Origin of the sequence: Mesorhizobium dulcispinae, from assembly GCF_033977345.1 — a bacterium.
GTDB lineage: Bacteria > Pseudomonadota > Alphaproteobacteria > Rhizobiales > Rhizobiaceae > Mesorhizobium > Mesorhizobium dulcispinae.
Genome location: NZ_JAVIIY010000006.1, coordinates 259885 through 286098 on the forward strand (window position 1 = coordinate 259885; position 26214 = coordinate 286098).

Consider the following 26214-nt stretch of genomic DNA (forward strand, 5'->3'; position numbering starts at 1 on the left):
AAGCATTCGTAAATCTGATTTTGGGGAACCCGCGCTGGCAGGCTGGCGCGGGTTTTTCTTTGTTCCTGATGTAACCAAAATGGTACCGCACCGCACGATGTCGGTTACCCCATCAAAAGAGTTTCGCCGTGAACGCTACTGCTGGAAATCTGGAAACCCTTGAAGCTTCACTGCTTGCCGACATCGCCGCAGCAGCGGATGAGCAGGCGATCGAGGCGGTGCGCGTCTCGGCGCTGGGCAAGAAGGGCTCGGTCTCCGAAATGCTGAAGACGCTCGGCGCCATGAGCGCCGAGGAGCGGCAGGTGAAGGGCCCGGCGATCAACGGCCTGAAGAACCGCGTCGCCGAGGCGCTGACGGCGCGCAAAGCGGAACTGAAGGACGTCGCGATCGCCGCACGGCTCGCGGCCGAGACGGTCGACGTCACGCTGCCGGTGCGCCAGTCGCCGGCCGAGCGCGGCCGCATCCATCCGATCAGCCAGGTGATCGACGAGATCGCGGCGATCTTCGGCGACCTCGGCTTCTCGATCGCCGAAGGTCCGGATATCGAGACCGATTACTACAATTTCACCGCGCTCAACTTCCCCGAGGGACATCCGGCGCGCGAGATGCACGACACCTTCTTCTTCCAGCCGGACGAGAAGGGCGAGCGCAAGCTGTTGCGCACGCACACCTCGCCCGTGCAGATCCGCACCATGGAGCAGCAGAAGCCGCCGATCCGCATCGTCATCCCCGGCAAGACCTACCGGCAGGATTCGGACGCCACGCACTCGCCGATGTTCCACCAGGTCGAGGGGCTGGTGATCGACAAAACCGCCAACATCGCCAACATGAAGTGGGTGCTGGAGGAGTTCTGCAAGGCCTTCTTCGAGGTGCCGAGCGTCAAGATGCGTTTCCGGCCGTCCTTCTTCCCGTTCACCGAGCCCAGCCTCGAGGTCGACATCCAGTGCGACCGTTCGCGTCCGGGCGAAGTGCGCTTCGGCGAAGGCTCCGACTGGATGGAGATCCTGGGCTGCGGCATGGTGCACCCCAACGTGCTGCGTCACGGCGGGCTCGATCCCGACGAATACCAGGGCTTCGCCTGGGGCATGGGCATCGACCGCATCGCCATGCTGAAATACGGCATGCCGGACCTGCGCGCCTTTTTCGACGCGGATGTGCGCTGGCTCACGCATTACGGCTTCAGGCCGCTCGACCTGCCGACGCTGTTCGGGGGGCTCTCGACATGACGGCCCCGCACACCGGCGGCTGCCGCTGCGGCGCGGTGCGGTTCGAGGCGTCAGCCGAGCCGCACCACATCAGCTATTGCCATTGCGGTGATTGCCGGCGCGCCAGCGGCGCGCCGGTCTCGGCCTTTGTCGGCTTCATGGCCGACCAGATCGCGCTCGACGGCAAGGCGCTGAAGACGTTCGAGAACGGCCCGGTGACGCGCTCGTTCTGCGGCATCTGCGGCTCGCCGATCGCCTATACGGACGAGCGGCTCAGCAATCAGATCTACTTTACGCTCGGTTCGATGGACATGCCGGCCTATTTCAAGCCGACGCTGCATGCCCATGTGCGCGAGCAACTGCCCTTCCTGCACATGCCGGACGACCTGCCGCGCCATCTCAGGACCAGCGTGCCCAGACCGAATGGGCAAAGACCAGACGGAACACAGTCATGAAATTCACCCTCTCCTGGCTCAAGGACCATCTCGAGACCGACGCCTCGCTTGCCGAGATCGTCGAGCGGCTGACCGCGATCGGCCTCGAAGTCGAACGTGTCGACGATAAGGCGAGCCTGAAGCCCTTCGTCATCGCCAAGGTGCTGACGGCGGTGCAGCATCCCGACGCCGACCGGCTGCGCGTGCTGACCGTCGATACCGGCGACGGCAAGCCGCCGGTGCAGGTGGTGTGCGGCGCGCCGAATGCCCGCGCCGGCCTGATCGGCGCCTTCGCCGCGCCCGGCACCTATGTGCCCGGCATCGACGTGACGCTTTCCGTCGGCAAGATCCGCGGCGTCGAAAGCCACGGCATGATGTGCTCCGAGCGCGAGCTGGAAATCTCCGACGAGCACAACGGCATCATCGACCTGCCCGAAGACGCGCCGGTCGGCACCAGCTTCGCGGCTTACGCGCATCTCGACGATCCGGTGATCGAGATCAATCTGACGCCGAACCGGCCGGACGCGACCAGCGTCTACGGCATCGCGCGCGATCTCGCGGCGAGCGGGCTCGGCCGGCTCACCGGCGGCGCGATCATGCCGCATGCCGGCGAAGGCATGTGCCCGGTCAAGGTCAAGATCGAGGCGCCGGACCTCTGCCCCGGCTTCGCGCTGACGCTGGTGAAGGGCGTGAAGAACGGCCCATCGCCGAAATGGCTGCAGCAACGGCTGCTCGCCATCGGCTTGCGCCCGATCAGCGCGCTGGTCGACATCACCAACTACGTCACCTTCGACCGCGGCCGGCCGCTGCATGTCTTCGACGCCAACAAGGTCGCCGGCAATCTCGTCGTGCGCCGGGCGAAGGACGGCGAGAAGGTGCTGGCGCTCGATGGGCGCGAATACACGCTGACGCCGGAAATGTGCGTGATCGCCGACGACAACGGCGTCGAATCGATCGCCGGCATCATGGGCGGCGAACATTCGGGCTGCGACGAGAACACCACCGACGTGCTGATCGAATCGGCGCTCTGGGATCCGATCACCACCGCCCGCACCGGCCGTACGCTCGGCATCATCAGCGATGCGCGCTATCGCTTCGAGCGCGGCGTCGATCCCGAATTCATGGTGCCGGGTGTCGAGCTCGCGACCAAGCTGGTGCTCGATTTCTGCGGCGGCTCGCCGACGGAAATCGAAGTGGCGGGCTATGCCGGCCACAAGCCGAAGATCATCTTCTTTCCGCTGTCGGAAGTGAAGCGGCTGACCGGCATCGAGGTGCCACGAGAGGAAGCGCTCGCTATCCTGACCCGCCTCGGCTTCGAGCCGCGCAGCTCGGGCGACACTGTCGAGGTGAAGGTGCCGTCCTGGCGGCCGGACGTCGACGGCAAGGCCGACCTCGTCGAGGAGGTGATGCGCATCCACGGCGTCGACAACATCTTGGCCCAGCCGCTGACCTCGCATGACGCCGTCAACGGCAGAATTCTGACGACGCTGCAGGTGCGCACCCGCGCGGCCAAGCGTTCGCTGGCCGTGCGCGGCATGATGGAGGCGGTCACCTGGTCGTTCATTCCGGCAAAGCACGCCGAGCTGTTCGGCGGCGGCCAGAACGGGCTGAAGCTCGCCAACCCGATCGCCGCCGAGATGTCCGACATGCGGCCCTCGCTGCTGCCGGGACTGATCGCGGCCGCGCAGCGCAATGCCGACCGCGGCATCGGCGACGTGGCGCTGTTCGAGGTCTCCGGCACCTATGAAGGCGACTTGCCCGATCAGCAGCGGCGCGTTGCCGCCGGCGTCAGGCGCGGCACGGCCAAGCTCGACGGCTCCGGCCGCAGCTGGTCCGGCAATTCCGGCCCGGTCGGCGTGTTCGACGCCAAGGCGGACGCGATCGCGGCGCTCGAAGCCTGCGGCGCGCCGGTCGACCGGCTGCAGATCGAGCCAGGCGGCCCAGCATGGTACCATCCCGGGCGCTCAGGCACGATCAAGCTCGGCCCGAAGACGGTGCTCGGCACCTTCGGCGAGTTCCATCCGAAGACGCTGGACGCGCTCGACGCTTCCGGACCGCTCTGCGGCTTCGAGGTTTTCGTCGACGCCGTGCCGGAGCCGAAGGCCAAGCCGACGCGCACCAAGCCCAAGCTGGAACTCTCGCCATTCCAGGCGGTGAAGCGCGACTTCGCCTTCGTCGTCGACCGGTCGGTCGAGGCCGGCACGCTGGTGCGCGCAGCTTTAGCCGCCGACAAGAAGCTGGTCACCGGCGTTTCGGTGTTCGACGTCTTCGAAGGCGCTTCGCTCGGCACGGCCAAGAAGTCGATCGCCATCGAGGTGTCGATCCAGCCGGTCGAAAAAACGCTGACCGACGAGGATTTCGAGGCGCTCGCAAAACGCATCGTCGAGAACGTCAACAAGCAGACGGGCGGCGTGCTGAGGGCTTAGAACAGCTCGACGCCGCTCTAAGCATTTGTTTTTACGCAATTCCGGACGGAAAGCGGCTACGCACTTTTCCTGGAATTGCTTGCGAGGATTGCCGGCAGGTGGCGAATCGCCCTTCAAAAGGACGATGAACCACCTCCGCTATTCCGGCCTTCCCTTCGACGAGCAGCGCGCGGCCTTCCTCGATATTGTGGCGGCCGACCCGTTGCTGGCGGAGACGCTGGCGCGGGTGCGTGCGCTCGCCTTGCCGGACTGGCTGGTGGTTTCCGGCGCGCTCTACAACAGCGTCTGGAACCATCTGACCGGCAAGCCGCCGGGCTACGGCATCAAGGATGTCGACCTGTTCTATTTCGACAATGCCGACCTTTCCTACGAGGCCGAGGATGCGGTGATCCGCCGGGCCGCGCGGCATTTCGAAGGATTACCGCTGCCGGTCGAGGTGCGCAACCAGGCGCGCGTGCATCTGTGGTATCCGGTGAAGTTCGGGCAGGAATGCCCGCGCTACACGAGCGCGAGCGAATCGGTCAGCTATTTTGCATCGAAGACGCATGCGGTGGGGGTGCGGTTCGATGGCGATGGCGAGTTCGAGTTGGTGGCGCCGTTCGGGCTCGACGACATTTTCTCCTTCCGCATCACGCCGAACCGGGTGCTGGATAACCAGCGCACGCATGAGGCGAAGGGGAAGCGGGCGCAGGAGTACTGGCCGGAGATTGAGGTGGTGCCATGGTGAGACGAGCGAAACAGGAAAACTCGGCGGGACAGCGCCCCCCTCTGCCCTGCCGGGCATCTCCCCCACGAGGGGGGAGATTGGCTGTCGTCACGGCTTTCGCCAATCACCATCGTTGCAAGAAAGAGCGCCGCGCCGAAGCTGCTGATCTCCCCCCTCGTGGGGGAGATGTCCGGCAGGACAGAGGGGGGCGCTGTCCCGCCAGCGTTTCAAGGCGAGTGGGTAGTGAACCGTCTACCCATTCACCAGCGCCAGCAATTCCTCGGTGTAGCGCTTGCCGACCACCTTGTCGGGCGACAGCGCGTCGCCGATCGCGGCGGCTTCGGTCGCGCTCAGCCCGATCCCGGCCGCGGCCGTGTTCTGCTCCAGGTGGCGGATTTTCCGCGCACCGGGGATCGGCACGATGAAATCGCCCTGGTGCAGCACCCAGGCGAGCGCCAGCTGCGCCGGCGTCACACCCTTCTCGGCTGCCAGCTTTTCCAGCACCGCGATGACGGCGTTGTTGGCTTCCATGGCTTCGGCCTGGAACCGCGGAAGGCCGAGGCGCCAGTCGCCGGCGCCGAGCGTATCTCGCTTGCCGATGGTGCCGGTGAGCAGGCCGCGGCCGAGCGGGCTGTAGGGGACGAAGCCGATGCCGAGTTCGCGGCAGACAGCCAAGACCCCGTCTTCCGGGTCGCGGGTCCACAGCGAATATTCGCTCTGCACGGCCGCGATCGGGTGCACGGCATGCGCCCGGCGGATGGTCGCCGCACTTGCCTCGGACAGGCCGAGCGCACGCACCTTGCCCTCGCGCACCAATTCGGCCATGGCGCCGACGGTGTCCTCGATCGGGACATTCGGATCGACGCGGTGCTGGTAGTAGAGGTCGATGACGTCGGTATCGAGGCGCTTCAGCGAGGCCTCGGCCACCGCCTTGACGTGCTCGGGGCGGCTGTCGACACCGATCATCCGCTCGGTGCCCGAGCCCTCCTCGGCGATCTTGAAGCCGAATTTGGTGGCGATCGTCACCTTGTCACGCACCGGCTTCAGTGCCTTGCCGAGCAGGATCTCGTTCTCGAATGGTCCATAGACTTCGGCCGTATCAAAGAAGGTGACGCCGATGTCGACGGCGCGCCTCAGCGTGGCGATGGCCTCGGCCTTCGGCTGACCGCCATACACGAAGCTCATGCCCATGCAGCCGAGGCCGACGGGGAAGACTTCGAGTTCAGTTCCAAGTTTGCGGGTTTGCATGGCGCATCTCCTTGTTGCGGTGAGGGAGAGATAGCGCCTCGCAATGCGTTCGATAATTCTGTCTCTTTTGCACGGCTTGTTCTATAAAATAGATCAATGAGCCGAACGAACCTTTCCCAACTCGCTGTGCTTGCCGCCGTCGCCCAAAGCGCCAGCTTTCGCGGCGCCGCGCGCGAACTCGGCATCGCGCCTTCGGCGGTGAGCCATGCGGTATCGAGCCTGGAAGCGCGGCTTGGCGTGCGGCTCTTGGCGCGCAGCACGCGCAGCGTCGCGCCGACGGAGGAGGGCGCGCAGCTTCTGGAGCGGCTGCGGCCGGCATTGTCCGAGATCGACCTCGCGCTGGAAACGGCGGTCGAGGCGCGCGACCGGCCGGCGGGCAATCTGCGGCTCACCGTGCCGCGCACGGCCGCCCACCTGACACTCACGCCCAGGCTTAGCGCCTTTGCCGCGGCTTATCCCGATATCGTGCTGGAGATCGTCATCGAGGACCGCTTCACCGACGTGGTCGAAGGGGGCTTCGATGCCGGCGTGCGCCTCGGCGAAAGCCTGCAGCGCGACATGATCGCGGTGCGCATCGGGCCCGACCTCCGCGGCGCGGTGGTCGCTGCGCCGTCCTATTTCAAGGCGATGCCGAAACCTCGCCATCCACGCGATCTGGCCGACCACCGCTGCATCCGCTTTCGTTTCTCCAGCGGCATCCTCTACCGCTGGGAATTCGAGAAGGACGGCGAGGAAATAGAAATCGCCGTGCAAGGGCCGCTGATCCTCGACGAGGACCACCTTATCGCCCAGGCCGCGATCGACGGCGCCGGCCTAGCCTTCGTCTTCGAGCCTTATGTGCGCGCACCGCTCGCCGACGGCCGGCTGATCCGCGTGCTGGAGGACTGGTGCCCGACCTTTGACGGCTTCTTCGTCTACTATCCGAGCCGCCGCCAGATGCGCCCGGCGCTCAGGGCTTTCGTCGATTTCTTCAGGGTGGCGGGTTAAGCTCCACTCTCCCCCTTGTTGGGAGAGTGGAAGAAAGCTGACCTCAGCGGCGTTTTTCGGCCATGCAATTACCCATCACCAACACCGCGAAACGCTACGGCTGGGCAATGATCATCCTCCACTGGCTGATCGGCATCATCTTCATCGGCCAGTTCGTGCTCGGCTTCGTCATGATGCGGATCGAAAGCCAGCGGACGTCCTTCGAGCTGATCCAGCTGCACAAATCCTTCGGCTTCCTGCTGCTTGGGCTGATCATCCTGCGCATCGCCTGGCGGCTCGGCAATCGGGCGCCGGCACTCCCGCCTTCGGTCGGAACCCTGGAGCGCAAGGCGGCGCCGCTGGCGCATTTCGCGCTCTATGCCTTCCAGGTCGCCTTGCCGCTCTCCGGCTGGGCGCTGGTTTCGGTCTCGACGCTGGAAATCCCGACGATGCCGTTCAACCTGTTCGTGATGCCCAACCTGCCGCTCAGCGAATCCGACGCCGCGGAAAGCTTCTGGTCGGCGGCGCACTGGTATCTCGCCTATGCCGGCATCGCGCTGGTCGCGCTGCATATCGCGGCAGCGCTGCGCCACCATTTCCTGCTGCGCGATACCGTGCTCGCGCGCATAATCACGCCTTCGTCAGGACGGGAATAGAGCGGGCCGCCCGTTCGTTGGTGGCGGGAAGACAGCAATGCGCTGGCTCAGGATAGGACAGATTTCCATGCATGCGCGCATCCTCGGATTGGCGGCTTTCGCCGCTTGCCTCGCCGTGCCTGTTTACGCCGCCGTGGCGCTCAGCGACGCCGCCGGCAGCTACACGATCAGCCCGTCGGGCTCCAGCATCCGCTTCACCATCGGCAAGGCCGGCGGCGGCGGCTTCGACGGCACCTTCGGCCGCTTCAAGGGCACGATCCGCATCGACAACAGTGATGTCGGGCGTTCGAAGGTCGACCTCACCATCTATCCGGAGAGCGTCGGGACCGGACAGGGCCGCATCGATGCCTTCCTGCGCTCCGACGCGGTGTTCGACAGCGCCAACAATCCGGAGATCCAGTTCCGTTCGACCAACGTGACACGCACCGGCGACACCACCGCCGTGGTCACCGGCCGGCTGACGGCGCGCGGCAAGACGTTCTCGGAAAAGTTCACCGCCGAGCTTGACGGACTGAAGTCCGGCACGATCAAGTTCCATGTCACCGGCAAGGTGCTCCGGTCGCGCTACGGCATGGATGTCGGCACGCCGCTCTATTCCAATGTTGTCGACTTCAACATGACGCTGACGGGCAGAAGGGGCTAGTTCTAAGCCCCGCCTCCCCGGGTTCGTCATGCTAGGGCGAAGCAAGGAGCGAAGCGACGCGCGCAGACCCTAGGATCCATTCCGTGACGCTAAGGCATTGCAACGGCTACAGAATTCTGCACCATTGCACTTTACGTCATAGGTCACGGAATGGATCCTCGGGTCAAGCCCGAGGATGACGAACGCGCTTTGTGGCCCGCGTCCCGCATTGGCTTTTCCGCCGATTTCGGGCAAACCTCGTCGCCTGTAAACCGACATGGAGAAGCACAATGTTCCGGTGGGGTGTTCTGTCGACGGCCAAGATCGGCCGCGAGCAGCTTTTGCCGGCGATCGTGGAGTCGGAGAACGGCGTGCTGTCGGCGATCGCCAGCCGCGATCTGGCGAAGGCCCGCGCCCTTGGCGAGCGCTTCGGCGCGCAGCACGCTTTCGGCTCCTATGAGGAATTGCTCGCCTCCAAGGAGGTCGACGGCGTCTATATCCCGCTGCCCACCTCGCAGCACGTCGAATGGACGGCAAAGGCGATTCAAGCGGGAAAACATGTGCTGGTCGAGAAGCCTCTCGCGCTCGACGCCAAGGACATTCCGCCGCTGATCAAGCTGCGCGACGAGAAGGAGGTGCTGGTCTGCGAGGCCTTCATGGTCGTCTACCATCCGCAATGGATCAAGGTGCGCGACCTCATCGCCGGCGGCGCGATCGGCCGGCTGCGCCATGTGCAGGGCGCGTTTTCCTATTACAACGTCGACCCCAAGAACATGCGCAACCAGCTCGATCTCGGCGGCGGCGCGCTGCCCGACATCGGCGTCTATCCGACAGTGTCGACGCGGTTCTCGACCGGCAAGGAGCCGATCCGCGTGCAGGCGACGATCGAGCGCGACAAGACCTTCGGCACCGACATCTATTCCTCGATCCGCGCCGATTTCGGCGACTTCGAACTGTCCTTCTACCTCTCGACCCAGATGGCCGCGCGCCAGGTGATGGTGTTCCACGGCGAGACGGGTTTCATCGAAGTGTTCTCGCCCTTCAATGCCGGGCTCTACGACCACCACCGCATCGAGCTGCACAACCAGAACCACACCGAGGCGCAGGTGTTCCGCTTCCCGGGCACGCAGCAGTACCGGCTGGAGTGCGAGACCTTCGTGCGCGCCGCCCAGGGCGGCAAGGACCGCGTCTTCACGCTGGAGGAATCGGTGCTTAACCAGAAGGTAATCGACGCCATCTTCCGCGCCGGCAATAAGGACGGCTGGGAACCCGTCTGAGACGTCGCCAACAGCCGTATTTGGGGGGAGGAAAACATGGCTGACGACGCGGATGTGATCATCGTCGGCGCGGGGCTGGCCGGCCTCGTTGCCGCGGCCGAGCTGACTGACGCCGGCAGGAAAATCATCATCGTCGACCAGGAGCCGGAGCAGTCGCTGGGCGGCCAGGCCTTCTGGTCGTTCGGCGGGCTGTTCCTGGTCAATTCGCCCGAGCAGCGGCGCATGCGCATCCGCGATTCGCACGACCTCGCGCTGGAAGACTGGATGGGCACCGCCGCCTTCGACCGTCCGGAGGATTTCTGGCCGCGCAAATGGGCGGAAGCCTATGTCGGCTTCGCCGCCGGCGAGAAGCGCTCCTGGCTGATCGAGCGCGGGCTGAAATTCTTCCCCGTGGTCGGCTGGGCCGAGCGCGGCGGCGGCAATGCCTCCGGCCACGGCAATTCGGTGCCGCGCTTCCACATCACCTGGGGTACGGGACCCGGCGTGATCGAACCTTTCGTGCTGCGCGTGCGCGAGGCGCAAAAGCGCGGGCTCGTCCAGGTCAAATTCCGCCACCGGGTCAACGAAATCATCCGCAGCGGCAAGACGGTGACCGGCGTGCGCGGCGACGTTTTGGAGCCGAGCAGCGTCGAGCGCGGGCATAAAAGCTCGCGCGACGCGGTCGGCGATTTCGAGTTCCACGCCCAGGCGGTGATCGTCGCGTCCGGCGGCATCGGCGGCAATCACGAGCTGGTGCGCAAGAATTGGCCTGAGCGGCTTGGCGCACCGCCGAAGCGCATGATCACCGGCGTGCCCGACCATGTCGACGGCCGCATGCTGGCGATCTCGGAAGCGGCCGGCGGGAGGATCATCAACCGCGATCGCATGTGGCACTATGTCGAGGGGATAAAAAACTGGGCGCCGATCTGGACGGAGCACGCGATCCGCATCCTGCCCGGCCCCTCCTCGCTCTGGCTCGACGCGCGCGGAAAAAGGCTGCCGGTGCCGCTCTATCCGGGCTTCGATACGCTGGCCACGCTCAGCCACATCATGGGCACGGGCTTCGACTATTCCTGGTTCATCCTGACCAAGAAGATCATCCAGAAGGAGTTCGCGCTGTCGGGCTCGGAGCAGAACCCTGACCTGACGGGAAAAAGCTGGCGCCAGGTGCTGGGCCGCGCGACGTCAGGCATTCCAAGCCCGGTCAAGGCGTTCATGGAAAAGGGCGAGGATTTCATCGTCGAGGCTGACCTTTCGAAGCTGGTGGCGCGCATGAACGCGCTGGCCGGCGGCGAGCCGCTGCTCGACGTGGCGCAGGTCGAGCGCGAGATCCGCGCCCGCGACATGCAGCTCGACAACCCGTTCTCCAAGGATGCGCAGATCACCGCGCTGCGCGGCGCCCGCGCCTATCTCGGCGACAGGCTGATCCGCACGGCGCAACCGCACAAGATGCTCGATCCGGCGAACGGCCCGCTGATCGCGGTCCGCCTCAACGTGCTCACCCGCAAGACGCTGGGCGGACTCCAGACCGATCTCGACAGCCGCGTGCTCGACGTCGACGGCCAGCCGGTGCCGGGGCTCTATGCGGTGGGCGAAGTGGCAGGCTTCGGCGGCGGCGGCGTGCATGGCTACGCGGCGCTGGAAGGCACTTTTCTTGGCGGCTGCATCTTTTCAGGACGCAGCGCGGGACGGGCGGCTGGCAAGGCGGTTGGCTGAGCGGAGGGCGACGCCATAACTGAGATGCTGGCGGGACAGCGCCCCCCTCTGTCCTGCCGGACATCTCCCCCACAAGGGGGGAGATTGGCGGTTCCAGCGCCCCGCCCATTCCTGCAACGTTGGCGATTGGCGAAAGCAGTTGAGCGCGTGATCTCCCCCTCGTGGGCCCAAGTGGGGGAGATGTCCGGCAGGACGAAGGGGGCGCGAAGGATCGCGACGGCGCGGTTTTCGCTCCCGCTCAGCCTTTCAAAAGATCTTTCGCGACCTGCGAATCCTTTCGCCCACGCCGATCGTCTTTCTCCTGCAACCCGCAAACAGGAGACGACCATGACCTACAACCTCATCCGCTACGGCGTGAAGGACGCCAGCATCGCCGAGAACCGGGCGCTGGTGGCAAAGGTGTTCGAGGCGCTGGATGAAACCAAGCCGCAATCCGTGCGCTATCTGGTGCTCGAGCTGGAGAATGGCGAGTTCGTCCATCTCGTCGGCTACGACAAGGACAGCTCGGGGCTGACCGAGCTCGAGGCGTTCAAACTGTTCGGAGCGAACCATGCCGAGCGGCGCTCGACACCGCTCGCCAGATCGTCGGCGAGGATCATCGGCAACTATCATATGCTGGCGAATGCCGAGGAGGCCGTGCCGGCCTGACCGGGCGTGGCGGCGCAGCTGGCCGGCGATGCGAGAGTGAGAAGGATGAGCACAGCGAAATTCGACCGCGCGGCGCTCGAAGCCATGCTCGTCGGCCTGCGGCCGAAACTGCACCGCTATGCCGCCCGCATGGCCGGCTCGGTCATCGAGGGCGAGGACATCGTGCAGGAGGCGGCGGTGAAGGCGCTTGCCGCGCATGACGGCGGCGCTGCGGTCGAGCGTCCCGAGCAGTGGCTGTTCCGCATCGCCCACAATGCGGCGCAGGATCATCTGCGCCGCCGCCAGCGGGAGCGTTCGCGCATGACCGAGGCCGACATGACCGGAATAGAAGACCTCTCCGCCAGCGCGGAGACCAGGCTCGCGGCGGCGACCAGCCTGCACAGCTTCATGCGGCTGACGCTGGCGCAACGCAGCGCCGTGATCCTGGTCGATGTGCTCGGCCTCAGCCTGCATGAGACCTGCGCGGTGACGGGCGCGACGCTCGCCGCCACCAAGGCGGCGCTGCATCGCGGCCGGGCGGAGCTGAAGGCGCTGGCAGCGGCACCGGATGATGTGCCTTTGCCGAAGCTCGATCCGGATGAAGAGCGGCGGCTGCGCCGCTACATCGACCTGTTCAACGCGCGCGACTTCGACGCCGTCAGGGCGCTGATCGCCGAGGATATCCAGGTCGACGTCGTCAACCGCACTCGCCTCAGCGGCAAGAAGGAGGCCTCGACCTATTTCGGCAATTACGACCGGCTCAGCGATTGGGCACTGTCGCTCGGCTTCGTCGACGGCCGGCCGGCGATCCTGATCCACAACCCGCAGGCGGACAACGCGGTGCGCGGCTTCGTGCTGGTTGACTGGCGCGGCGATGAGGTCGCGGCGATCCGCGATTTCCGTCACGCGCCCTATTGCGTCCTCGACGCCGATATCCATGCAATCGACGGCTAATCACTTTACGCGAACAGTAAGCGCATTCCGCGAATAGGCCGCATGGGGCATGGATGGAAGCGGCTCTGGCCCATAAAACACGCGCCGGTGGATTACCATCAACATCGATGTTTCAAACATCAATCCTTGACGATGAGACCTTTTAATGTAGGCTACAACACCGAGACCTCATATTTCAGAACTGAACAGAAGAGTCCTCGGTGATAACCGCACCGCAATTGCGCGCCGCCAGATCGCTGCTCGGCATCGATCAGCGACGGCTTGCCGAATTGTCCGGCCTTTCGGTGCCGACCATCCAGCGCATGGAAGCCAGCGGCTCGATCATTCGAGGCAACGTCGATTCGCTGATGAAGCTGATCGCCGCGCTTGAAGTTGCCGGCATCGAATTGATCGGCGAAGGCGCGGTCAGCCAGGGTGGTGGACGCGGCGTGCGGCTGAAGGCCGGGCTCGGTCCGGCTAGGGCGCCCGATGATGTCGAGCTCGGCGGGAGCCTGCCGTGATGTCGACCGCAGCTCTTCTGCTGTGCGGCCCCGCCGCGCTTCTGGCAACAGCCATACTGGCCGCAGTGGTCGGCCGGCACGCCTCGGCGACGCGCCTGGTCTATGGCGCGGCGCTCGCGATTTCCGCCGCCTTGCTCGCCATTGTCGCGGGCCATCTCGCGGACAATCCCGGCGAGGTGTCCGCCGTCACCTTGCCGCTCGGCCTGCCGTGGACCGGCGCCCGGTTCCGTCTCGACGGCCTGTCGGCGTTCTTCCTCGTCGTCGTGAACCTGGGCGGCGCCATCACCAGCCTCTACGGCCTTGGCTATGGCCAACACGAATCCCAGCCGCATCGGGTGCTGCCGTTCTACCCGGCCTTCCTCGCCGGCATGAACCTCGTGGTGCTCGCCAACGACGCCTTCAGCTTCCTGCTGTCGTGGGAATTCATGTCGCTCGCCTCCTGGGCGCTGGTCATGGCGCACCATCGCGACGAGGCCAACCGGCGGGCCGGCTACATCTATCTGGTGATGGCGAGCTTCGGCACGCTGGCGCTGCTGCTGGCCTTCGGCCTGCTGGCGGGGCCGGCGGGAACCTATGCGTTCGACGCGATGCGGGCGGCGCATCCCGGCCGGCTCGCCGCAGGCGCGGTGCTCGCGCTCATGCTGCTCGGGGCCGGCTCCAAGGCCGGCCTGGTGCCGCTGCATGCCTGGCTGCCGCTTGCCCATCCGGCAGCACCCAGCCACGTCTCGGCGTTGATGAGCGGCATCATGACGAAGGTCGCCATCTACGGCTTCATCCGCGTGGTGTTCGACCTGCTGGGCGAGCCGGCGTGGTGGTCGGGCGTCGTCGTCCTTCTCATCGGCGGCACGACGGCGGTCCTCGGCATTCTGCACGCGCTGATGGAAAAGGATCTCAAGCGGCTGCTGGCCTACTCGACCATCGAGAATATCGGCGTCGTCTTTGCCAGCCTTGGCCTGGCGCTTGCCTTCAAGGCGAATGCCATGCCGACGGCCGCGGCGCTAGCCTTCACGGCGGCCCTCTTCCACGTGCTCAACCATTCCTTCTTCAAGAGCCTGCTTTTCTTCGGCGCCGGCGCGGTGCTCTCGGCGACCGGCGAGCGCGACATGGAGAAGCTTGGCGGCCTCATCCATCGCCTGCCGGTGACCAGCTTCGTCTTCCTCGTCGGCTGCGTCTCGATCTCGGCGCTGCCGCCCTTCAACGGCTTCGCCTCCGAATGGCTGGTCTTCCAGGCCATATTGCAGAGCCCCGAGCTGCCGCAATGGGGCCTGAAAGTCATCGTGCCGGCCGTCGGCGGCATGCTGGCGCTGGCGGCAGCGTTGGCCGCGGCGTGCTTCGTGAAGGCATTCGGCATCACCTTCCTCGGCCGGGCGCGATCGGCGGCGGTGGAACGGGCGCATGAGGTCGATCGCTGGTCGTTGGCGGCGATGGCCGTGCTCGCCGTCTTCTGCCTGCTCGCCGGCATTCTGCCCGGCTTTGTCATCGACAAGCTCTCGCCGGTGACGCTTTCGCTGATCGGCGAGAGCATGCCGGTGCAGGCGGCGCAGCCCTGGCTGTCGATCGTGCCGATCGCCGAGAGCCGCAGCTCCTACAACGGCCTCTTAGTGTTCGTCTTCATCACCATCTCGGCCTCGCTGGCGGCCTTCTTCATCCACCGCTTCGCCTCGCACGCGCTGCGCCGGGGCCCGGCCTGGGGATGCGGTTTCGCCGACGCGGTGCCCGCCGCGCAATACACGGCCGTCAGCTTCGCGCAGCCCATTCGCCGGGTGTTCGGCAGCTTCGCGTTCCGCGCCCGCGAGACGGTGGAAATGCCGGCGCCGGGCGCGCTCGAACCAGCACGCCTCAAGGTGGATTTCCACGATGTGGCCTGGGAGATTTTCTACCAGCCGATCACCGGCGCGATCGACTTCGCCACCGAGCGGCTGAACCACCTGCAGTTCCTGACCATCCGCCGCTATCTGACGCTGGTCTTCCTCTACCTCGTCATCCTGCTTCTGGTGCTTGCGCTATGGCCGTGATTTTCGAGCTGGCCGTGCAGGGCGCGCAGATGTTTCTGGTGCTTTTGCTGGCGCCGCTGCTGATCGGCTTCGTGCGCAAGGTCAAGGCGAGGCTGGTCAGGCGGCAGGGACCTTCGCTGATCCAGCCCTATCGCGATCTTATCCGGCTGATGCGCAAGGAGGTCGTGCTGGCCGACAACGCCTCCTGGCTGTTCCGGGTGACGCCCTACCTGATCTTTGCCGCCACCTGGGTTGCGGCGGCGCTGGTTCCGACATTCGCCGCCGGCCTCCAGTTCAGCTGGACCGCCGATCTCATCGTCATCGTGGCGCTGCTCGGCAGCGCGCGCTTCTTCCAGGCGTTGGCCGGGATGGACGTCGGCACCAGCTTCGGCGGCATCGGCGCCAGCCGCGAGGTGATGATCGCCTCGCTGGCCGAACCCGCGATGCTGCTCATCGTGTTCAGCCTGGCGCTGGTGGCCGGCGCCACGCAGCTTTCGACGGTTGCCGCCTTCATGAGCTCGCCAGAGGTCGGCCTGCGCGTGTCGCTCGGCATGTCGCTAATCGCCTTGGTGATGGTGGCGATCGCCGAAAACGCGCGCATCCCGGTCGACAATCCGGCCACGCATCTTGAGCTCACCATGGTGCACGAGGCGATGATCCTGGAATATTCCGGCCGCCATCTGGCGATGATCGAGCTCGCCACCTTCCTCAAGCTCGTGCTCTACGTGTCGCTGATCTCCTGCGTCTTCCTGCCCTGGGGCCTGGCGCATGCCGGGGCGGGGCCGAAAGCGCTGGTCATCGGAGCAGCCGCCTATCTGGTCAAGCTCGCGGCGCTAGCCATCCTGCTTGCCGTGTTCGAGACGGCGGTCGCCAAGATGCGCGTCTTCCGCGTGCCGGATTTCCTCGGCGCGGCGCTGATGCTGGCGCTGCTCGGCACGCTTCTGCTGTTCGTCTCGCGGAGCCTGTGATGAACGGTCTCACCTTCGACATCGCCCATCTGCTTGCCGGCAGCCTGGTGCTGGTTTCCTTCATGATGCTCTACCAGGACCGGCTGTTCGCGCTGATCAATGTCTTTGCGGTGCATGCGGTGGTGCTTGCGCTGTCGGTGGCCTGGCAGGCCTATATCCAGGACGCGCATCATCTCTACATCACCGCGGCAATAGCGCTGGTCTTCAAGGCGGTCGTCATTCCGGTCGGGCTGCATCGCATCATCCAGCGGCTCGGCATCCACCGCGACATCGAGACCGCCGTCGGCATCGGTCCGACCATGCTCGCGGGCATCGGGCTGGTGACGCTCTCCATGGTGCTGATGCTGCGAGTGACGCCCGAGGCCGACCCGCTCGCCCGCGAGGATCTCGCTTTCGCGCTGTCGATCATTTTGCTGGGACTGCTGGTGATGGTCACAAGGCGCAACGCCGTCAGCCAGGTCGTCGGCTTCATGTCGCTGGAGAACGGCCTGGTGCTCGCCGCCACCGGCGCCAAGGGCATGCCGCTGGTCGTCGAGATCAGCGTCGCCTTCTCGATCCTGATCGCCTTCATCGTCATCGGCGTCTTCCTGTTCCGCATCCGGGAGCGGTTCGATTCGGTCGATGTCGGCGCACTCGATGACTACCGGGGAGAGCGCCAATGACCGCCTTCTCCTTCGATGCCGTGGCCGCGATCCTTTTCATTCCGGCGGGCGCCGCGGCCATTCTGGCGGCGCTGCCGAACTACAAGATGACGGCGAGCGTCAATGTTGCGGCAAGCTTCCTGACCCTGCTCGCGGCGCTGTCGCTGTTCGTCACCGACCGGCCGGCGCCGGGGCAATATCTGCTGGTCGACGACCTCAACATCGTCTTCATCGTGCTCAACACATTCGTCGGCTTCACCACCAGCGTGTTCAGCGCCTCCTATATCGCGCATGAGCTGGAGACCGGCCGGCTGACCGCGCCGAACCTGCGGTTCTACCACGCGATGTACCAGATCATGATGTTCGGCATGAACCTGGCCTTCGTGTCGAACAATATCGGCCTGATGTGGGTCGCGGTGGAGCTCGCCACGCTGACCACCGTGCTGATGGTCGGCATCTACCGTACCCACGAGGCGCTGGAGGCGGCGTGGAAATATTTCATCCTGGGAAGCGTCGGCATCGCGCTCGCTCTCTTCGGCACCATCCTCGTCTACATGGCCGCGCAGCCGGTCGTCGGCGCGGGCACCAACGCCATGGTCTGGTCGGTGCTGATCGACAAGGCGGCGCATTTCGACCCTGCCCTGCTCAGCGTCGCCTTCATCTTCCTGCTGCTCGGCTATGGCACCAAGGTCGGGCTCGCGCCGCTGCATGCCTGGCTGCCCGACGCGCATGCCGAGGGCCCGACGCCGATCTCGGCGGTGCTGTCGGGCCTGCTGCTCAACGTCGCGCTCTACGCCGTGCTGCGCTTTAAGCTCTTGCTCGCCGCGAGCCCGGAGGCGATCGGCCCGGGGCCGCTGATGGCGACGATGGGGCTCACCTCGCTGATCTTCGCGGCCTTCATGCTCTACCGCCGCCGCGACATCAAACGCCTGTTCGCTTATTCCTCGATCGAGCACATGGGCATCATCGTCTTCGCCTTCGGCATGGGCGGGCCGCTCGCCAACTTCGCCGGCCTGCTGCACATGGTCATGCACAGCCTGACCAAGTCGGCGATCTTCTTCGCCGTCGGCCATATCGCGCAGGTCAAGGGCACGCAGAAGATCTCCGAGATCAGGGGGCTGACCGAAAGCCACCCAGGGCTTGGCTGGGCGCTCGTCATCGGCGTCGTGGCGATCGCCGGCCTGCCGCCGCTCGGCATCTTCATGAGCGAGTTCCTGGTCGTCAGCTCGACTTTCGCCAGATATCCGTGGCTGGCGATCCCGCTGGTGTTCGGGCTGCTCATCGCCTTCGGCGCGCTACTTTTGCGGCTGACCGGCCTCGCCTTCGGCGAGCCGCGCGGCGGCATGGCGCCGGTCGAGGCGTCCTACGTGCCGATGTATTCGCACCTCGCTCTGGTGTTTGCCGCCGGCATCTATCTGCCGGCGCCGCTGGTCGCGTGGTTCCAGCATGTCGCCGGCATCCTGGGGTGAGGCCATGAGCAGGAAGGACATGCCCGCGCTTAGCGATCTCATCGAGGCCGGTCGCCGCCCGGTCGAGCACCACGCGCCATGGCAGCGCGCCGCAGTGGCTCCGAAGGCCTGGAATCTTGCCGTCGAGCAGCTCGCCGCCGGCCGCTGGAGCCTGCTCGGCCTGTGGGGAGAGCCGGACAGGGTGCACATGGCGCTTCTCGACGAGGCGCGGCATGTGGGCATCATCAGCCTGGACTGCCGCGGTGGCCGCTATCCGTCGGTCGGCCAATACCATCCGCCGGCCCTGCGGCCGGAGCGCGCCGCGGCAGACCTCTTCGGGCTTGTGCCGCAAGGCCTTCCCGACACCCGCCGCTGGCTCGACCACGGCCAGTGGGGGGTCTCGCATCCCCTGGCGGCGCGGCCGGGCGAGCCGGCGGCCGCGCCCTCCTACCGGTTCCTCGCGGCGGAGGGCGAGAGCCTCCACCAGATCGCGGTCGGGCCGGTGCATGCCGGCATCATCGAGCCGGGGCATTTCCGCTTCACGGCAAGCGGTGAAACCGTGGTGCGGCTGGAGGAGCGGCTGGGCTATGTGCACAAGGGCATCGAAGGCCTGATGGCCGGCGCGCCCATCGATCGCGCGGCAAAACTCGCGGGCAGGACGTCGGGCGACAGCACGGTCGCCTATTCCCTTGCCTTCGCCCGCGCGGTGGAGGCGGCGCTCGGAGTCACGCCGCCGCCGCGCGCAATCTGGCTGCGGGCACTGATGGCGGAACTGGAACGCCTGGCCAACCACCTCGGCGATATTGGCGCAATCTGCAACGACGCTGCCTTCGCGCTGATGCACGCGCATTGCGGCGTGCTGCGCGAACGCGTGCTGCGCGCCGCCGACGCCGCCTTCGGCCATCGCCTGATGCGCGACCGCATCGTGCCCGGCGGCGTGGCAGGCGATCTGAATGAGGCGGGCGCGAGCGCCATCCGATCGCTGGTCGCGGAGATCAGGCAGCGCTTTCCGCATCTGGTCGAGCTCTACGACAACACGGCATCGCTGCAGGACCGTACGGTGGCGACTGGCCGGCTCAAAGTCGAGCTTGCCCGGCAATATGCCGCCGGCGGCTATGTCGGGCGGGCGTCGGGCCGCGATTTCGATGCGCGGCGCGATCTTGCCTACGCGCCCTATGACGAGCTCGCCTTTGATGTGCCGGTGCTGCAGGAGGGCGACGTCAACGCGCGCGTCTGGATCCGCGTGCGCGAGGTCGAGCAGAGCCTGTCGCTCGTCGAGCAGATCCTGGGGCGGCTGCCCGCCGGCTCGCTCCGCGCGGACATTGCTCTTGCGGATGGGCCGGGTGAGGGCATGGCGCTGGTCGAGGGTTTTCGCGGCGACATACTGGCCTGGCTGCGCATCGGCGAGGGCGGCACGATCGAGCGCTGCCACCTGCGCGACCCGTCATGGTTCCAGTGGCCGCTGCTGGAAGCGGCGATCGAGGGCAACATCGTCGCCGACTTCCCGATCTGCAACAAATCCTTCAACTGCTCCTATTCCGGCCATGATCTCTAAGCTGGTCGAAGGCACCTCGTCATGCGCAAGCTCCTTTTCGAAAGCCTGATCCGCCCACCCCTGACCGAGCGCCCGCCGCAGGCGAGCGATGCGGCGGTCGACGAGCTGGCGCGCGCGCTCGACGGCCTTGCCCGCAAGCGGCTCGGCCGGAGCCTGTCGATCCGCGCGGTCGACGCCGGCTCCTGCAATGGCTGCGAGCTCGAAATGCATGCGTTGAACAACGCCTTCTACGACATCGAGCGCTTCGGCTTCCGCTTCGTCGCCTCGCCCCGCCATGCCGACGTGCTTTTGGTCACCGGACCGGTCACCAAAAACATGCGCGAGGCGCTGAAGCGGACCTGGGACGCGACGCCCAACCCGAAATGGGTGGTCGCGCTCGGCGACTGTGCCAAGGACGGCGGCTGCTTCGCCGGCAGCTACGCGGTTGTCGGCGGCGTGTCCGACGTAGTGCCCGTCGACATGCACATTCCGGGCTGCCCGCCGCCGCCGCTCGAGATCCTCAAGGGATTGATCGCGCTGCTGGAGGGCGCGGACGGGAAGGCCGGTGCGTCCAAGGGCTGAAGAGCAAAAGGGGATCCGTACGCCATGCGGCAGTTTACTGATCGATGACGAGCCGCAGCACACTTGGACGCGGCGACAGCCGCACCTGCCTGCCCCAGTGATAGGCGATGAAATCCTGCTTGATGCCGTTGCCGAAAATGACGATTACAAGCCTACGCCCGTGGCCCTTCGGACCGGCATGGGGCTTCTTGCCCAGACAGGACGCAAAGATGCTTTGCCTATCTGCTAAGCGCCCTTAGCAGCGTCCTCGATCAGCTTGACAACCAAATTGCGAAACCTCTCGGCAGACCTATCCCCTATGTTTCCGACATCCTCCGCCACCATCCCGGGCGAAGAAACCGACGCCTCCCCACTCAGTTGAACCCTGACTGTGAACGTCTTTCTGGCCTTCTTTTCCAATCCTTCTCTGTAGATCTGGAACCGGAGGGAGGGTGTTACCGCTTTGACTTCGCGGCGTGGCGTGGTGTCTATGTATATGGTCACCTCGCCCGCCACCTCTGCCCTGGCCGCTTCCAACGACGCGACGACGATGTCGTCTAACCAAGCCTTGGCTTGAGCACCGAAGTCCGCCGTTTGGGTATCCGCCTTGTCATTGCGCTTCTCTTGCTGACGGTGAGCTTGCTTGCCGCGTTCAAGGGCTTCTTTGAATTTAGACATCCTAGTCGCCTCCGATTTTGTCAGCACATGAGGCTAGCCACTAAATCGGCCACGGTTCCTCCCAATAGAACGCGCGCAATCGACGTCCGTTGCCTAGGCTGTACCCCGGAATTTTCCACGGTCTTTGGCCGGCATCGCGCCCCGCTCGCGGCGGATCATGTGGGCCGCTAGGGCAGGGTCGAGGCCGCCGCGGTTAACCACCTTCGTATCTTAAGCCGAACTCAATGGGGAATTGGCCGTTTTGGGGCCATGGAAGACCGCCAACCCAGATTCCGCTGTCATCCTGAGCCGTCTGGAACCTGGACCGTCTGGGATGATGTAGCCGATGAGCCAGCAACCTTGGGAGGACGCAAGCTGGTTGGCCGCACATGGGAGCGCGCCAAGGCTGCCCGCGACTTGCTCAGGCGGATTTACGACAATCGGCTCGACGATCGATCGGTCAGACAAGAGTCACCGATCACTTCCGCCAGTCGCGTCGATGATCCCATTTCATCAATTCAGAGGGCAAGATTTCGATAGAGGCATAGGCGGGGCTTCCGCGCTCATGCGCGGGCAGGCTTGACAGTCTCATAGGACGCTTCTCATCCACGCCAGGAAGGCCTCCATCACCGCGGATCGCAGGCTGTGGTGCATCCAGACGACGTAGAAGCTGTAGCCCGGCAGGGACAATGGATGCGCCTTGACGAGCGAACCGTTTTCCAACTCGCGGCCGACCACGACGTCACTTAGGATCGCAATGCCTTGCCCGGCGGCAACCGCATCGATCGCATGCAACTCCTCGCGGAAGCTCAAATCCCAGGCCTTGTCCGGGATCAGCTCCGGATCGATCGAGCGGGCCGTCGCCAGCCATCGGGACCAGGTGGGAGCGTCCGGATCCCGGTTCATCCAGTCGAAATGGACCAACGGATAGCGCAACAGATCAGCGGCGCGCTCGATCGCCCGCCCATCGCTTGCCAGCAATCGCGGACTGCAGATGGGAAAGAAGGAATCGCGGCACAGCTCTTGCCCGGCAAAGCCCACAGGCGGGCGCCGCGTATAGCGGATCGCCACGTCGGCGGCGCCGGCGCGCAGATCGAGCAGCGCGTCCGTCCCGATGATCTCGAGCGGCACGGCCGGATTGGCCTCCCGCCATTTCGGCAACCGCGGCGCCAGCCATCGGCTGGCGAAAGCGTTCGGACTTGTCACCCGCAATGGCGCCTGAACATCCGGCTCGGCGACGGCGGCAAGCGAGCCGGCGAGAAGATCAAAGCTGTTGCGCAGGACAGGGAACAGCCGCGCTCCCGCGCTCGTCAGCACGAGCGGGCGCGGCCGGCGCTGGAAGAGCTTGCAACCGCATATCTCTTCCAGCAAGCGGACCTGGTGGCTGATCGCCGTCGGCGTCACGCCGAGCTCCGCCGCCGCGGCCTTGAAGCTGCCGTGCCGGGCGGCCGCCTCGAAGGCGTGCAAGGCGCGGAGCGGCGGGATATTCCTCATGCCGGCAGTGTAGATGAATTCTGCTCATCCAGTAGCGAAGAATTTCGCTTTTGCGGAAGGTTGGGCCCTATGAGACCATGCTTCCTGTCGGAACCGAGGGCGACTGCGATGGAGATTCCGCGACAGACCGATGCGTTGTCGGGCAGGTCCCATTCTTCCAATGCCGCGATCGAACAGCTGCGGCAAGGCCTGCGGGGTGAAATGGTGTTGCCGACAGACGCGGCCTATAACCAGGCGCGCGTGGTCTGGAACGGGGCAATCGACAAACGCCCTGCCGCGATCGTCTTTTGCGCTGATCCCGATGACGTCGTCCGTGCCGTCACCTATGCCAGGTCACAAGGCTCGCTCGTGGCAGTTCGCAGCGGCGGCCATAACGTCGCCGGGCTGTCCGTGTGCGACGATGGGGTGGTGATCGACCTGTCCCGCATGAAGAAGATCGTCGTCGATCCCGAGCGCCGTATCGCCAGGGCCGAAGCTGGTCTCAATCTCGGCGAATTCGATGCTGCCACGCAGGCCCACGGCCTTGCCACGACCATGGGCATCAACAGCGACACCGGGATTGCCGGCCTGACGCTGGGCGGAGGCTTCGGCAAGCTCGGGCGGAAGCACGGCCTGAGTTGCGACAATCTGATCGCGGCCGAAATCGTCACCGCCGACGGACGGCTGTTGCGGACAAGCGCCGGCGAGCATCCCGACCTGTTCTGGGCCTTGCGCGGCGGCGGCGGCAATTTCGGCATCGTGACGGCGTTCGAATACCGTTTGCACCCGCTCGGCCCTGCCCTTCTCGTGGGCTCTGTGCTTCACGCCTACGATCAGGCGCGCGAGGCCATGCGGTTCTACGACAAATTCTCCCGCGACGCCCCGGACGAGTTGAGCGTCGACGCCGCGCTCGTCACACTGCCCTCCGGCGACCGCGCCTTCAGCATCTCGGCTTGCTATGTCGGGTCGCCCGAAGCCGGCGAGCCCGTCATCGCACCGCTGATGAAATTCGGATCTCCCATCGAAAGCCGCCTGCAAGCCGTTCCTTATCTCCAGATTCAATCGGCGGTAGACAGCCTCTTTCCCCGCGGACGACGCTATTACTGGAAAGCACAGTTCCTGCGCGAGATCGGCGACGGTGCGGTCGAGGCGCTGCTCGACAGTTACGCGAAGGCTCCCACTCGCTCGTCCCTGCTGGTGTTCCAGCAGGTCGGCGGCGCGATCGCCCGCGTGCCCGTGCCGCACTCGCCCTACGCCAATCGCGATGCGGCGCTCGACTGCTTCCCGATCGCCATCTGGGACGATCCCGCCGATGATGAAGCAAATATCCGCTGGGCCCGCGAGCTGTGGAATGCGGTGAGACCATTCTCAACCGGCGGTGTCTATGCCAACAATCTCGGTGACGAGGGTGAGGAGCGGGTGCGTGATGCCTACGGCGAAAACTATGCGCGCCTCGCCGCCATCAAGAAGCAATACGATCCGACCAATTTCTTCCGATTGAACCAGAATATCAGGCCTGGATAATCCGGAATCCTTGGGGGAACGGTGCGCAGTCGCTGGACGATCCTTGCCGTGCTCTTTGTCGCCCGTGCGGTGATGGCGGTTCAGTTCCAGAGCATCGCGGCCATTGCGCCGGAATTGGGCAAGGAGCTGAACGCAAACCTCGCCGATATCGGCGTGCTCATCGGCCTCTATTTCGCGCCGGGCGTTGCGCTGGCGCTTCCCGGCGGCGCGATCGGCAAGCACTTCGGCGAGAAGGCGGTGGTGCTCGCCGGCCTGGCCCTGATGCTCGTGGGGGAAATCCTGCTGTGTGCGTCGTCTTCATGGAGCGTTGAGATCACCAGCAGGCTGATCTCCGGCGTGGGCGGCGTCCTGCTGAACGTGCTGATGACCAAGATGGTCGTCGACTGGTTCGCGGGCCGGCAGATCGCCACGGCAATGGCGATCTTCATCAACTCGTGGCCGTTGGGCATTGCCCTCACGCTTATTGTGCTGCCGCTGATCCAGGCGGAATTCGGCATAGCGGAGACGCAGATCGCGGTGATGGCACTCATCGCCGCCGCGCTGGCATTGGTAGCGTTTTTCTACCAGCGGCCCGGCCAGGCCGTCGCTCCGGTTTCGGCGGAAGCCTCGTGGCTTGCGATGCCGGCCGCCTGGGCCGTGCTGCTCGCAGGCTCGATATGGGCTTTCTACAATGTCGGCTTCGCCATGATCTTCAGTTTCGCGCCGTCCATGCTGGTCGAACGCGGCTGGTCGACCGCCGCGGCCGGCTCTGCCGTCAGCATCGTCTTGTGGCTCGCCGCGCTGTCCGTTCCAATCGGCGGCTCCCTCGCGGATCGCACCGGGAGCCGACACGCCATGCTATCGGCCAGCTGCCTCGCCTTCGCGGCACTGGTTCTCGCGCTGTGGCACGGTTCTGAGACGCTGCCCACCCTGGTTGCTGTCGGCCTGTTCTGCGGCCTGCCGGCCGGAGCGATCATGAGCTTGCCGGCACGCGCCCTGACGCCGTCGACGCGGGCGCCTGGAATGGGCCTCTTCTACACGGTGTACTACGCCACGATGCTCGTCGCTCCCTGGCTCGGCGGCAAGTTTGCGCTTTGGGCAGGCAGCGCCGGCGCAGCCCTCGGCCTTGGCTCGGCCGCTCTTCTGGCGTGTCCGATTCTGCTGTGGGAGTTCGAACGTCGGCTGCTCCTGCCGGAGCGGACGGCACCGCAGGTCAATTGAAACGCGGCGACTTCCGGCAAGTTCGCCGACGGCCTGACCTCACCGCTGCAACCTCAATATGGCTTTCAAGAAAGCTGGGCGGTTCCTTCGATCGCATAGACCGAGGTTCGCAGCCAACGGCCCATGCTGCGGGCAAGGCCGGGCTCGCCGCTCAGGAAAAGGCCGCCCCTTTCTTTCTCGCGCTCGATGCTGGAGCGGCCCTCGATGATGGCCCCTAGCGAAACAACGCCGGTCTCGACGTAAAGGTCGACCTCTCGGCCGGGATCGAGCGAACATAGCTCGGGAAAGTGTGCACCTGGCTCGACCACAAACCAGTAATGTGGATACTTCGGTGGTGGATCGTCGCGGAAATGGAAGCGAATGACGGCGCGCCGCCGCGGCAGTTCAGCGAGGTCGATCATTCGCCGCACGGCCCACATGATGGTCGAGGCATCCGCACCGCTGAGCGCGATCTCCGCCTCGATGTTGCATTGCGCCCATTCCGCCAGCGCGTTCATCGCCGGTTCGAGCTTGATCGACTTGTCGGTGCGGAAATAGTCGACGGTCCCCGCCGCCTTGTCCTCTACGCGCTCAACCAGGCCCAACGCTTCCATCTCCTTGAGCCGCCTCGACAGGATGGCGGATGAGATGTTGCCAACCCCCCTGCGAATGTCGTTGAAGCGGGTCGAGCCGTTCCAGAGCTCGGTCAGGATTTGGATCGTCCAGCGCGGTTCCAGGATCTCGCAGGCGAGCGAGATCGGGCAGATCAGTCCGTAAGGCCGTCGCGTCATGGCCGGGCACTCCCGTGCCGCGAAGTTAGCCCTTGCGGAGGTCCAAGGCCAGTTCACAATCTGAACCGGAGCACTTCCGAAGCTGCCCTAGCGCCCGCCCGCCTCATGCCGTCATGGTGATCGTCATT

Annotated in this window: 24 protein-coding genes; 20 read left to right on the forward strand and 4 right to left on the reverse strand. The window is 65.4% G+C overall.

The window, feature by feature from the left end:
• Nucleotides 1–128 precede the first annotated feature (128 nt).
• From pheS to RFN30_RS16015, 4 genes are all read left to right on the forward strand, one after another.
• Nucleotides 129–1226, forward strand: coding sequence for a phenylalanine--tRNA ligase subunit alpha (gene pheS, locus RFN30_RS16000; RefSeq protein WP_320263050.1), 1098 nt, complete (start codon nucleotides 129–131; stop codon nucleotides 1224–1226).
• Nucleotides 1223–1660, forward strand: a complete 438-nt coding sequence (locus RFN30_RS16005) for a GFA family protein (RefSeq protein WP_320263051.1) — start codon at nucleotides 1223–1225, stop codon at nucleotides 1658–1660. The genes pheS and RFN30_RS16005 overlap by 4 nt, the downstream gene beginning before the upstream one ends.
• The gene (pheT, locus tag RFN30_RS16010; protein WP_320263052.1) at nucleotides 1657–4065 is read left to right on the forward strand and encodes a phenylalanine--tRNA ligase subunit beta; all 2409 of its coding nucleotides are present in this window, start codon (nucleotides 1657–1659) and stop codon (nucleotides 4063–4065) included. Before RFN30_RS16005 ends, pheT begins: the two co-directional genes overlap by 4 nt.
• 124 nt (nucleotides 4066–4189) lie before the next feature.
• Nucleotides 4190–4792 carry a nucleotidyltransferase family protein gene (locus RFN30_RS16015; RefSeq protein WP_320263053.1) on the forward strand — a complete coding sequence of 201 codons (603 nt, stop codon included), beginning with the start codon at nucleotides 4190–4192 and terminating at the stop codon, nucleotides 4790–4792.
• A gap of 231 nt (nucleotides 4793–5023) precedes the next feature.
• Here RFN30_RS16015 and RFN30_RS16020 read toward each other — a convergent pair whose 3' ends face one another.
• Nucleotides 5024–6019, reverse strand: a complete 996-nt coding sequence (locus RFN30_RS16020; protein WP_320263054.1) for an aldo/keto reductase — start codon at nucleotides 6017–6019, stop codon at nucleotides 5024–5026.
• 96 nt (nucleotides 6020–6115) lie between these two features.
• Between RFN30_RS16020 and RFN30_RS16025 the strand changes: the two genes are divergently transcribed.
• The 14 genes from RFN30_RS16025 (at nucleotide 6116) to RFN30_RS16090 (ending at nucleotide 20483) form a co-directional block, all read left to right on the forward strand.
• A complete protein-coding gene (locus tag RFN30_RS16025; protein WP_320263055.1) occupies nucleotides 6116–7006 on the forward strand; it encodes a LysR family transcriptional regulator in 891 nt (296 codons plus the stop codon).
• 62 nt (nucleotides 7007–7068) lie between these two features.
• Entirely contained in the window at nucleotides 7069–7641 is a 573-nt protein-coding gene (locus RFN30_RS16030) for a cytochrome b (protein ID WP_320263056.1), read from the forward strand.
• Nucleotides 7642–7708: 67 nt separating this feature from the next.
• Nucleotides 7709–8284, forward strand: coding sequence for a YceI family protein (locus RFN30_RS16035; protein WP_320263057.1), 576 nt, complete (start codon nucleotides 7709–7711; stop codon nucleotides 8282–8284).
• 269 nt (nucleotides 8285–8553) lie between these two features.
• Entirely contained in the window at nucleotides 8554–9540 is a 987-nt protein-coding gene (locus RFN30_RS16040) for a Gfo/Idh/MocA family protein (RefSeq protein ID WP_320263058.1), read from the forward strand.
• Between the two features lie 36 nt (nucleotides 9541–9576).
• Nucleotides 9577–11235 carry an FAD-binding dehydrogenase gene (locus RFN30_RS16045; protein WP_320263059.1) on the forward strand — a complete coding sequence of 553 codons (1659 nt, stop codon included), beginning with the start codon at nucleotides 9577–9579 and terminating at the stop codon, nucleotides 11233–11235.
• Between the two features lie 327 nt (nucleotides 11236–11562).
• A complete protein-coding gene (locus RFN30_RS16050; RefSeq protein ID WP_320263060.1) occupies nucleotides 11563–11883 on the forward strand; it encodes a hypothetical protein in 321 nt (106 codons plus the stop codon).
• Nucleotides 11884–11928: 45 nt separating this feature from the next.
• Nucleotides 11929–12816: a sigma-70 family RNA polymerase sigma factor gene (locus tag RFN30_RS16055; RefSeq protein ID WP_320263061.1), complete on the forward strand. Its 888-nt coding sequence runs from the start codon at nucleotides 11929–11931 to the stop codon at nucleotides 12814–12816.
• A 200-nt stretch (nucleotides 12817–13016) separates the two neighbouring features.
• Nucleotides 13017–13316, forward strand: coding sequence for a helix-turn-helix domain-containing protein (locus tag RFN30_RS16060; RefSeq protein ID WP_320263062.1), 300 nt, complete (start codon nucleotides 13017–13019; stop codon nucleotides 13314–13316).
• Nucleotides 13316–15331 (forward strand): hydrogenase 4 subunit B, encoded by a 2016-nt coding sequence (gene hyfB, locus RFN30_RS16065; protein ID WP_320263063.1) that lies wholly within the window; start codon nucleotides 13316–13318, stop codon nucleotides 15329–15331. Before RFN30_RS16060 ends, hyfB begins: the two co-directional genes overlap by 1 nt.
• Nucleotides 15322–16278, forward strand: a complete 957-nt coding sequence (locus RFN30_RS16070) for a respiratory chain complex I subunit 1 family protein (protein WP_320263064.1) — start codon at nucleotides 15322–15324, stop codon at nucleotides 16276–16278. Before hyfB ends, RFN30_RS16070 begins: the two co-directional genes overlap by 10 nt.
• Nucleotides 16278–16940, forward strand: coding sequence for a hydrogenase-4 component E (locus RFN30_RS16075; RefSeq protein WP_320263065.1), 663 nt, complete (start codon nucleotides 16278–16280; stop codon nucleotides 16938–16940). The genes RFN30_RS16070 and RFN30_RS16075 overlap by 1 nt, the downstream gene beginning before the upstream one ends.
• Nucleotides 16937–18388, forward strand: a complete 1452-nt coding sequence (locus RFN30_RS16080; RefSeq protein ID WP_320263066.1) for a hydrogenase 4 subunit F — start codon at nucleotides 16937–16939, stop codon at nucleotides 18386–18388. The genes RFN30_RS16075 and RFN30_RS16080 overlap by 4 nt, the downstream gene beginning before the upstream one ends.
• 19 nt (nucleotides 18389–18407) lie before the next feature.
• Nucleotides 18408–19922, forward strand: coding sequence for a hydrogenase large subunit (locus tag RFN30_RS16085; protein WP_320263144.1), 1515 nt, complete (start codon nucleotides 18408–18410; stop codon nucleotides 19920–19922).
• Nucleotides 19923–19943: 21 nt separating this feature from the next.
• Nucleotides 19944–20483 (forward strand): NADH-quinone oxidoreductase subunit B family protein, encoded by a 540-nt coding sequence (locus RFN30_RS16090; protein WP_320263067.1) that lies wholly within the window; start codon nucleotides 19944–19946, stop codon nucleotides 20481–20483.
• 225 nt (nucleotides 20484–20708) lie between these two features.
• Here RFN30_RS16090 and RFN30_RS16095 read toward each other — a convergent pair whose 3' ends face one another.
• Both RFN30_RS16095 and RFN30_RS16100 read right to left on the reverse strand, forming a co-directional pair.
• Nucleotides 20709–21140 carry a hypothetical protein gene (locus tag RFN30_RS16095; protein ID WP_320263068.1) on the reverse strand — a complete coding sequence of 144 codons (432 nt, stop codon included), beginning with the start codon at nucleotides 21138–21140 and terminating at the stop codon, nucleotides 20709–20711.
• 567 nt (nucleotides 21141–21707) lie between these two features.
• Nucleotides 21708–22613 carry a LysR substrate-binding domain-containing protein gene (locus RFN30_RS16100; protein ID WP_320263069.1) on the reverse strand — a complete coding sequence of 302 codons (906 nt, stop codon included), beginning with the start codon at nucleotides 22611–22613 and terminating at the stop codon, nucleotides 21708–21710.
• On the opposite strand from RFN30_RS16100, the gene RFN30_RS16105 reads away from it, so the two are divergent.
• Nucleotides 22500–24116, forward strand: coding sequence for an FAD-binding oxidoreductase (locus tag RFN30_RS16105; RefSeq protein WP_320263070.1), 1617 nt, complete (start codon nucleotides 22500–22502; stop codon nucleotides 24114–24116). The two genes, RFN30_RS16100 and RFN30_RS16105, sit on opposite strands and share 114 nt — an antisense overlap.
• Nucleotides 24117–24164: 48 nt before the next feature.
• Nucleotides 24165–25316 (forward strand): MFS transporter, encoded by a 1152-nt coding sequence (locus tag RFN30_RS16110; RefSeq protein ID WP_320263071.1) that lies wholly within the window; start codon nucleotides 24165–24167, stop codon nucleotides 25314–25316.
• A gap of 65 nt (nucleotides 25317–25381) precedes the next feature.
• On the opposite strand, the gene RFN30_RS16115 is transcribed toward RFN30_RS16110, so the two are convergent.
• Nucleotides 25382–26086 (reverse strand): winged helix-turn-helix transcriptional regulator, encoded by a 705-nt coding sequence (locus RFN30_RS16115; RefSeq protein WP_320263072.1) that lies wholly within the window; start codon nucleotides 26084–26086, stop codon nucleotides 25382–25384.
• Between the last annotated feature and the right edge of the window lie 128 nt (nucleotides 26087–26214).

What these genes read in the sequence shown, in the direction of transcription:
- RFN30_RS16035 (WP_320263057.1), top strand. Translation starts at nt 7,709, where the DNA reads ATGCATGCGCGCATCCTCGGATTGGCGGCTTTCGCCGCTTGCCTCGCC.
- RFN30_RS16085 (WP_320263144.1), top strand. Translation starts at nt 18,408, where the DNA reads ATGCCCGCGCTTAGCGATCTCATCGAGGCCGGTCGCCGCCCGGTCGAG.
- RFN30_RS16095 (WP_320263068.1), bottom strand. Translation starts at nt 21,140, where the DNA reads ATGTCTAAATTCAAAGAAGCCCTTGAACGCGGCAAGCAAGCTCACCGT.
- RFN30_RS16005 (WP_320263051.1), top strand. Translation starts at nt 1,223, where the DNA reads ATGACGGCCCCGCACACCGGCGGCTGCCGCTGCGGCGCGGTGCGGTTC.
- RFN30_RS16090 (WP_320263067.1), top strand. Translation starts at nt 19,944, where the DNA reads ATGCGCAAGCTCCTTTTCGAAAGCCTGATCCGCCCACCCCTGACCGAG.
- pheT (WP_320263052.1), top strand. Translation starts at nt 1,657, where the DNA reads ATGAAATTCACCCTCTCCTGGCTCAAGGACCATCTCGAGACCGACGCC.
- RFN30_RS16075 (WP_320263065.1), top strand. Translation starts at nt 16,278, where the DNA reads ATGAACGGTCTCACCTTCGACATCGCCCATCTGCTTGCCGGCAGCCTG.
- RFN30_RS16030 (WP_320263056.1), top strand. Translation starts at nt 7,069, where the DNA reads ATGCAATTACCCATCACCAACACCGCGAAACGCTACGGCTGGGCAATG.
- RFN30_RS16050 (WP_320263060.1), top strand. Translation starts at nt 11,563, where the DNA reads ATGACCTACAACCTCATCCGCTACGGCGTGAAGGACGCCAGCATCGCC.
- RFN30_RS16015 (WP_320263053.1), top strand. Translation starts at nt 4,190, where the DNA reads ATGAACCACCTCCGCTATTCCGGCCTTCCCTTCGACGAGCAGCGCGCG.
- RFN30_RS16025 (WP_320263055.1), top strand. Translation starts at nt 6,116, where the DNA reads ATGAGCCGAACGAACCTTTCCCAACTCGCTGTGCTTGCCGCCGTCGCC.
- RFN30_RS16080 (WP_320263066.1), top strand. Translation starts at nt 16,937, where the DNA reads ATGACCGCCTTCTCCTTCGATGCCGTGGCCGCGATCCTTTTCATTCCG.
- RFN30_RS16045 (WP_320263059.1), top strand. Translation starts at nt 9,577, where the DNA reads ATGGCTGACGACGCGGATGTGATCATCGTCGGCGCGGGGCTGGCCGGC.
- RFN30_RS16040 (WP_320263058.1), top strand. Translation starts at nt 8,554, where the DNA reads ATGTTCCGGTGGGGTGTTCTGTCGACGGCCAAGATCGGCCGCGAGCAG.
- RFN30_RS16055 (WP_320263061.1), top strand. Translation starts at nt 11,929, where the DNA reads ATGAGCACAGCGAAATTCGACCGCGCGGCGCTCGAAGCCATGCTCGTC.
- hyfB (WP_320263063.1), top strand. Translation starts at nt 13,316, where the DNA reads ATGTCGACCGCAGCTCTTCTGCTGTGCGGCCCCGCCGCGCTTCTGGCA.
- RFN30_RS16100 (WP_320263069.1), bottom strand. Translation starts at nt 22,613, where the DNA reads ATGAGGAATATCCCGCCGCTCCGCGCCTTGCACGCCTTCGAGGCGGCC.
- RFN30_RS16020 (WP_320263054.1), bottom strand. Translation starts at nt 6,019, where the DNA reads ATGCAAACCCGCAAACTTGGAACTGAACTCGAAGTCTTCCCCGTCGGC.
- RFN30_RS16115 (WP_320263072.1), bottom strand. Translation starts at nt 26,086, where the DNA reads ATGACGCGACGGCCTTACGGACTGATCTGCCCGATCTCGCTCGCCTGC.
- RFN30_RS16070 (WP_320263064.1), top strand. Translation starts at nt 15,322, where the DNA reads ATGGCCGTGATTTTCGAGCTGGCCGTGCAGGGCGCGCAGATGTTTCTG.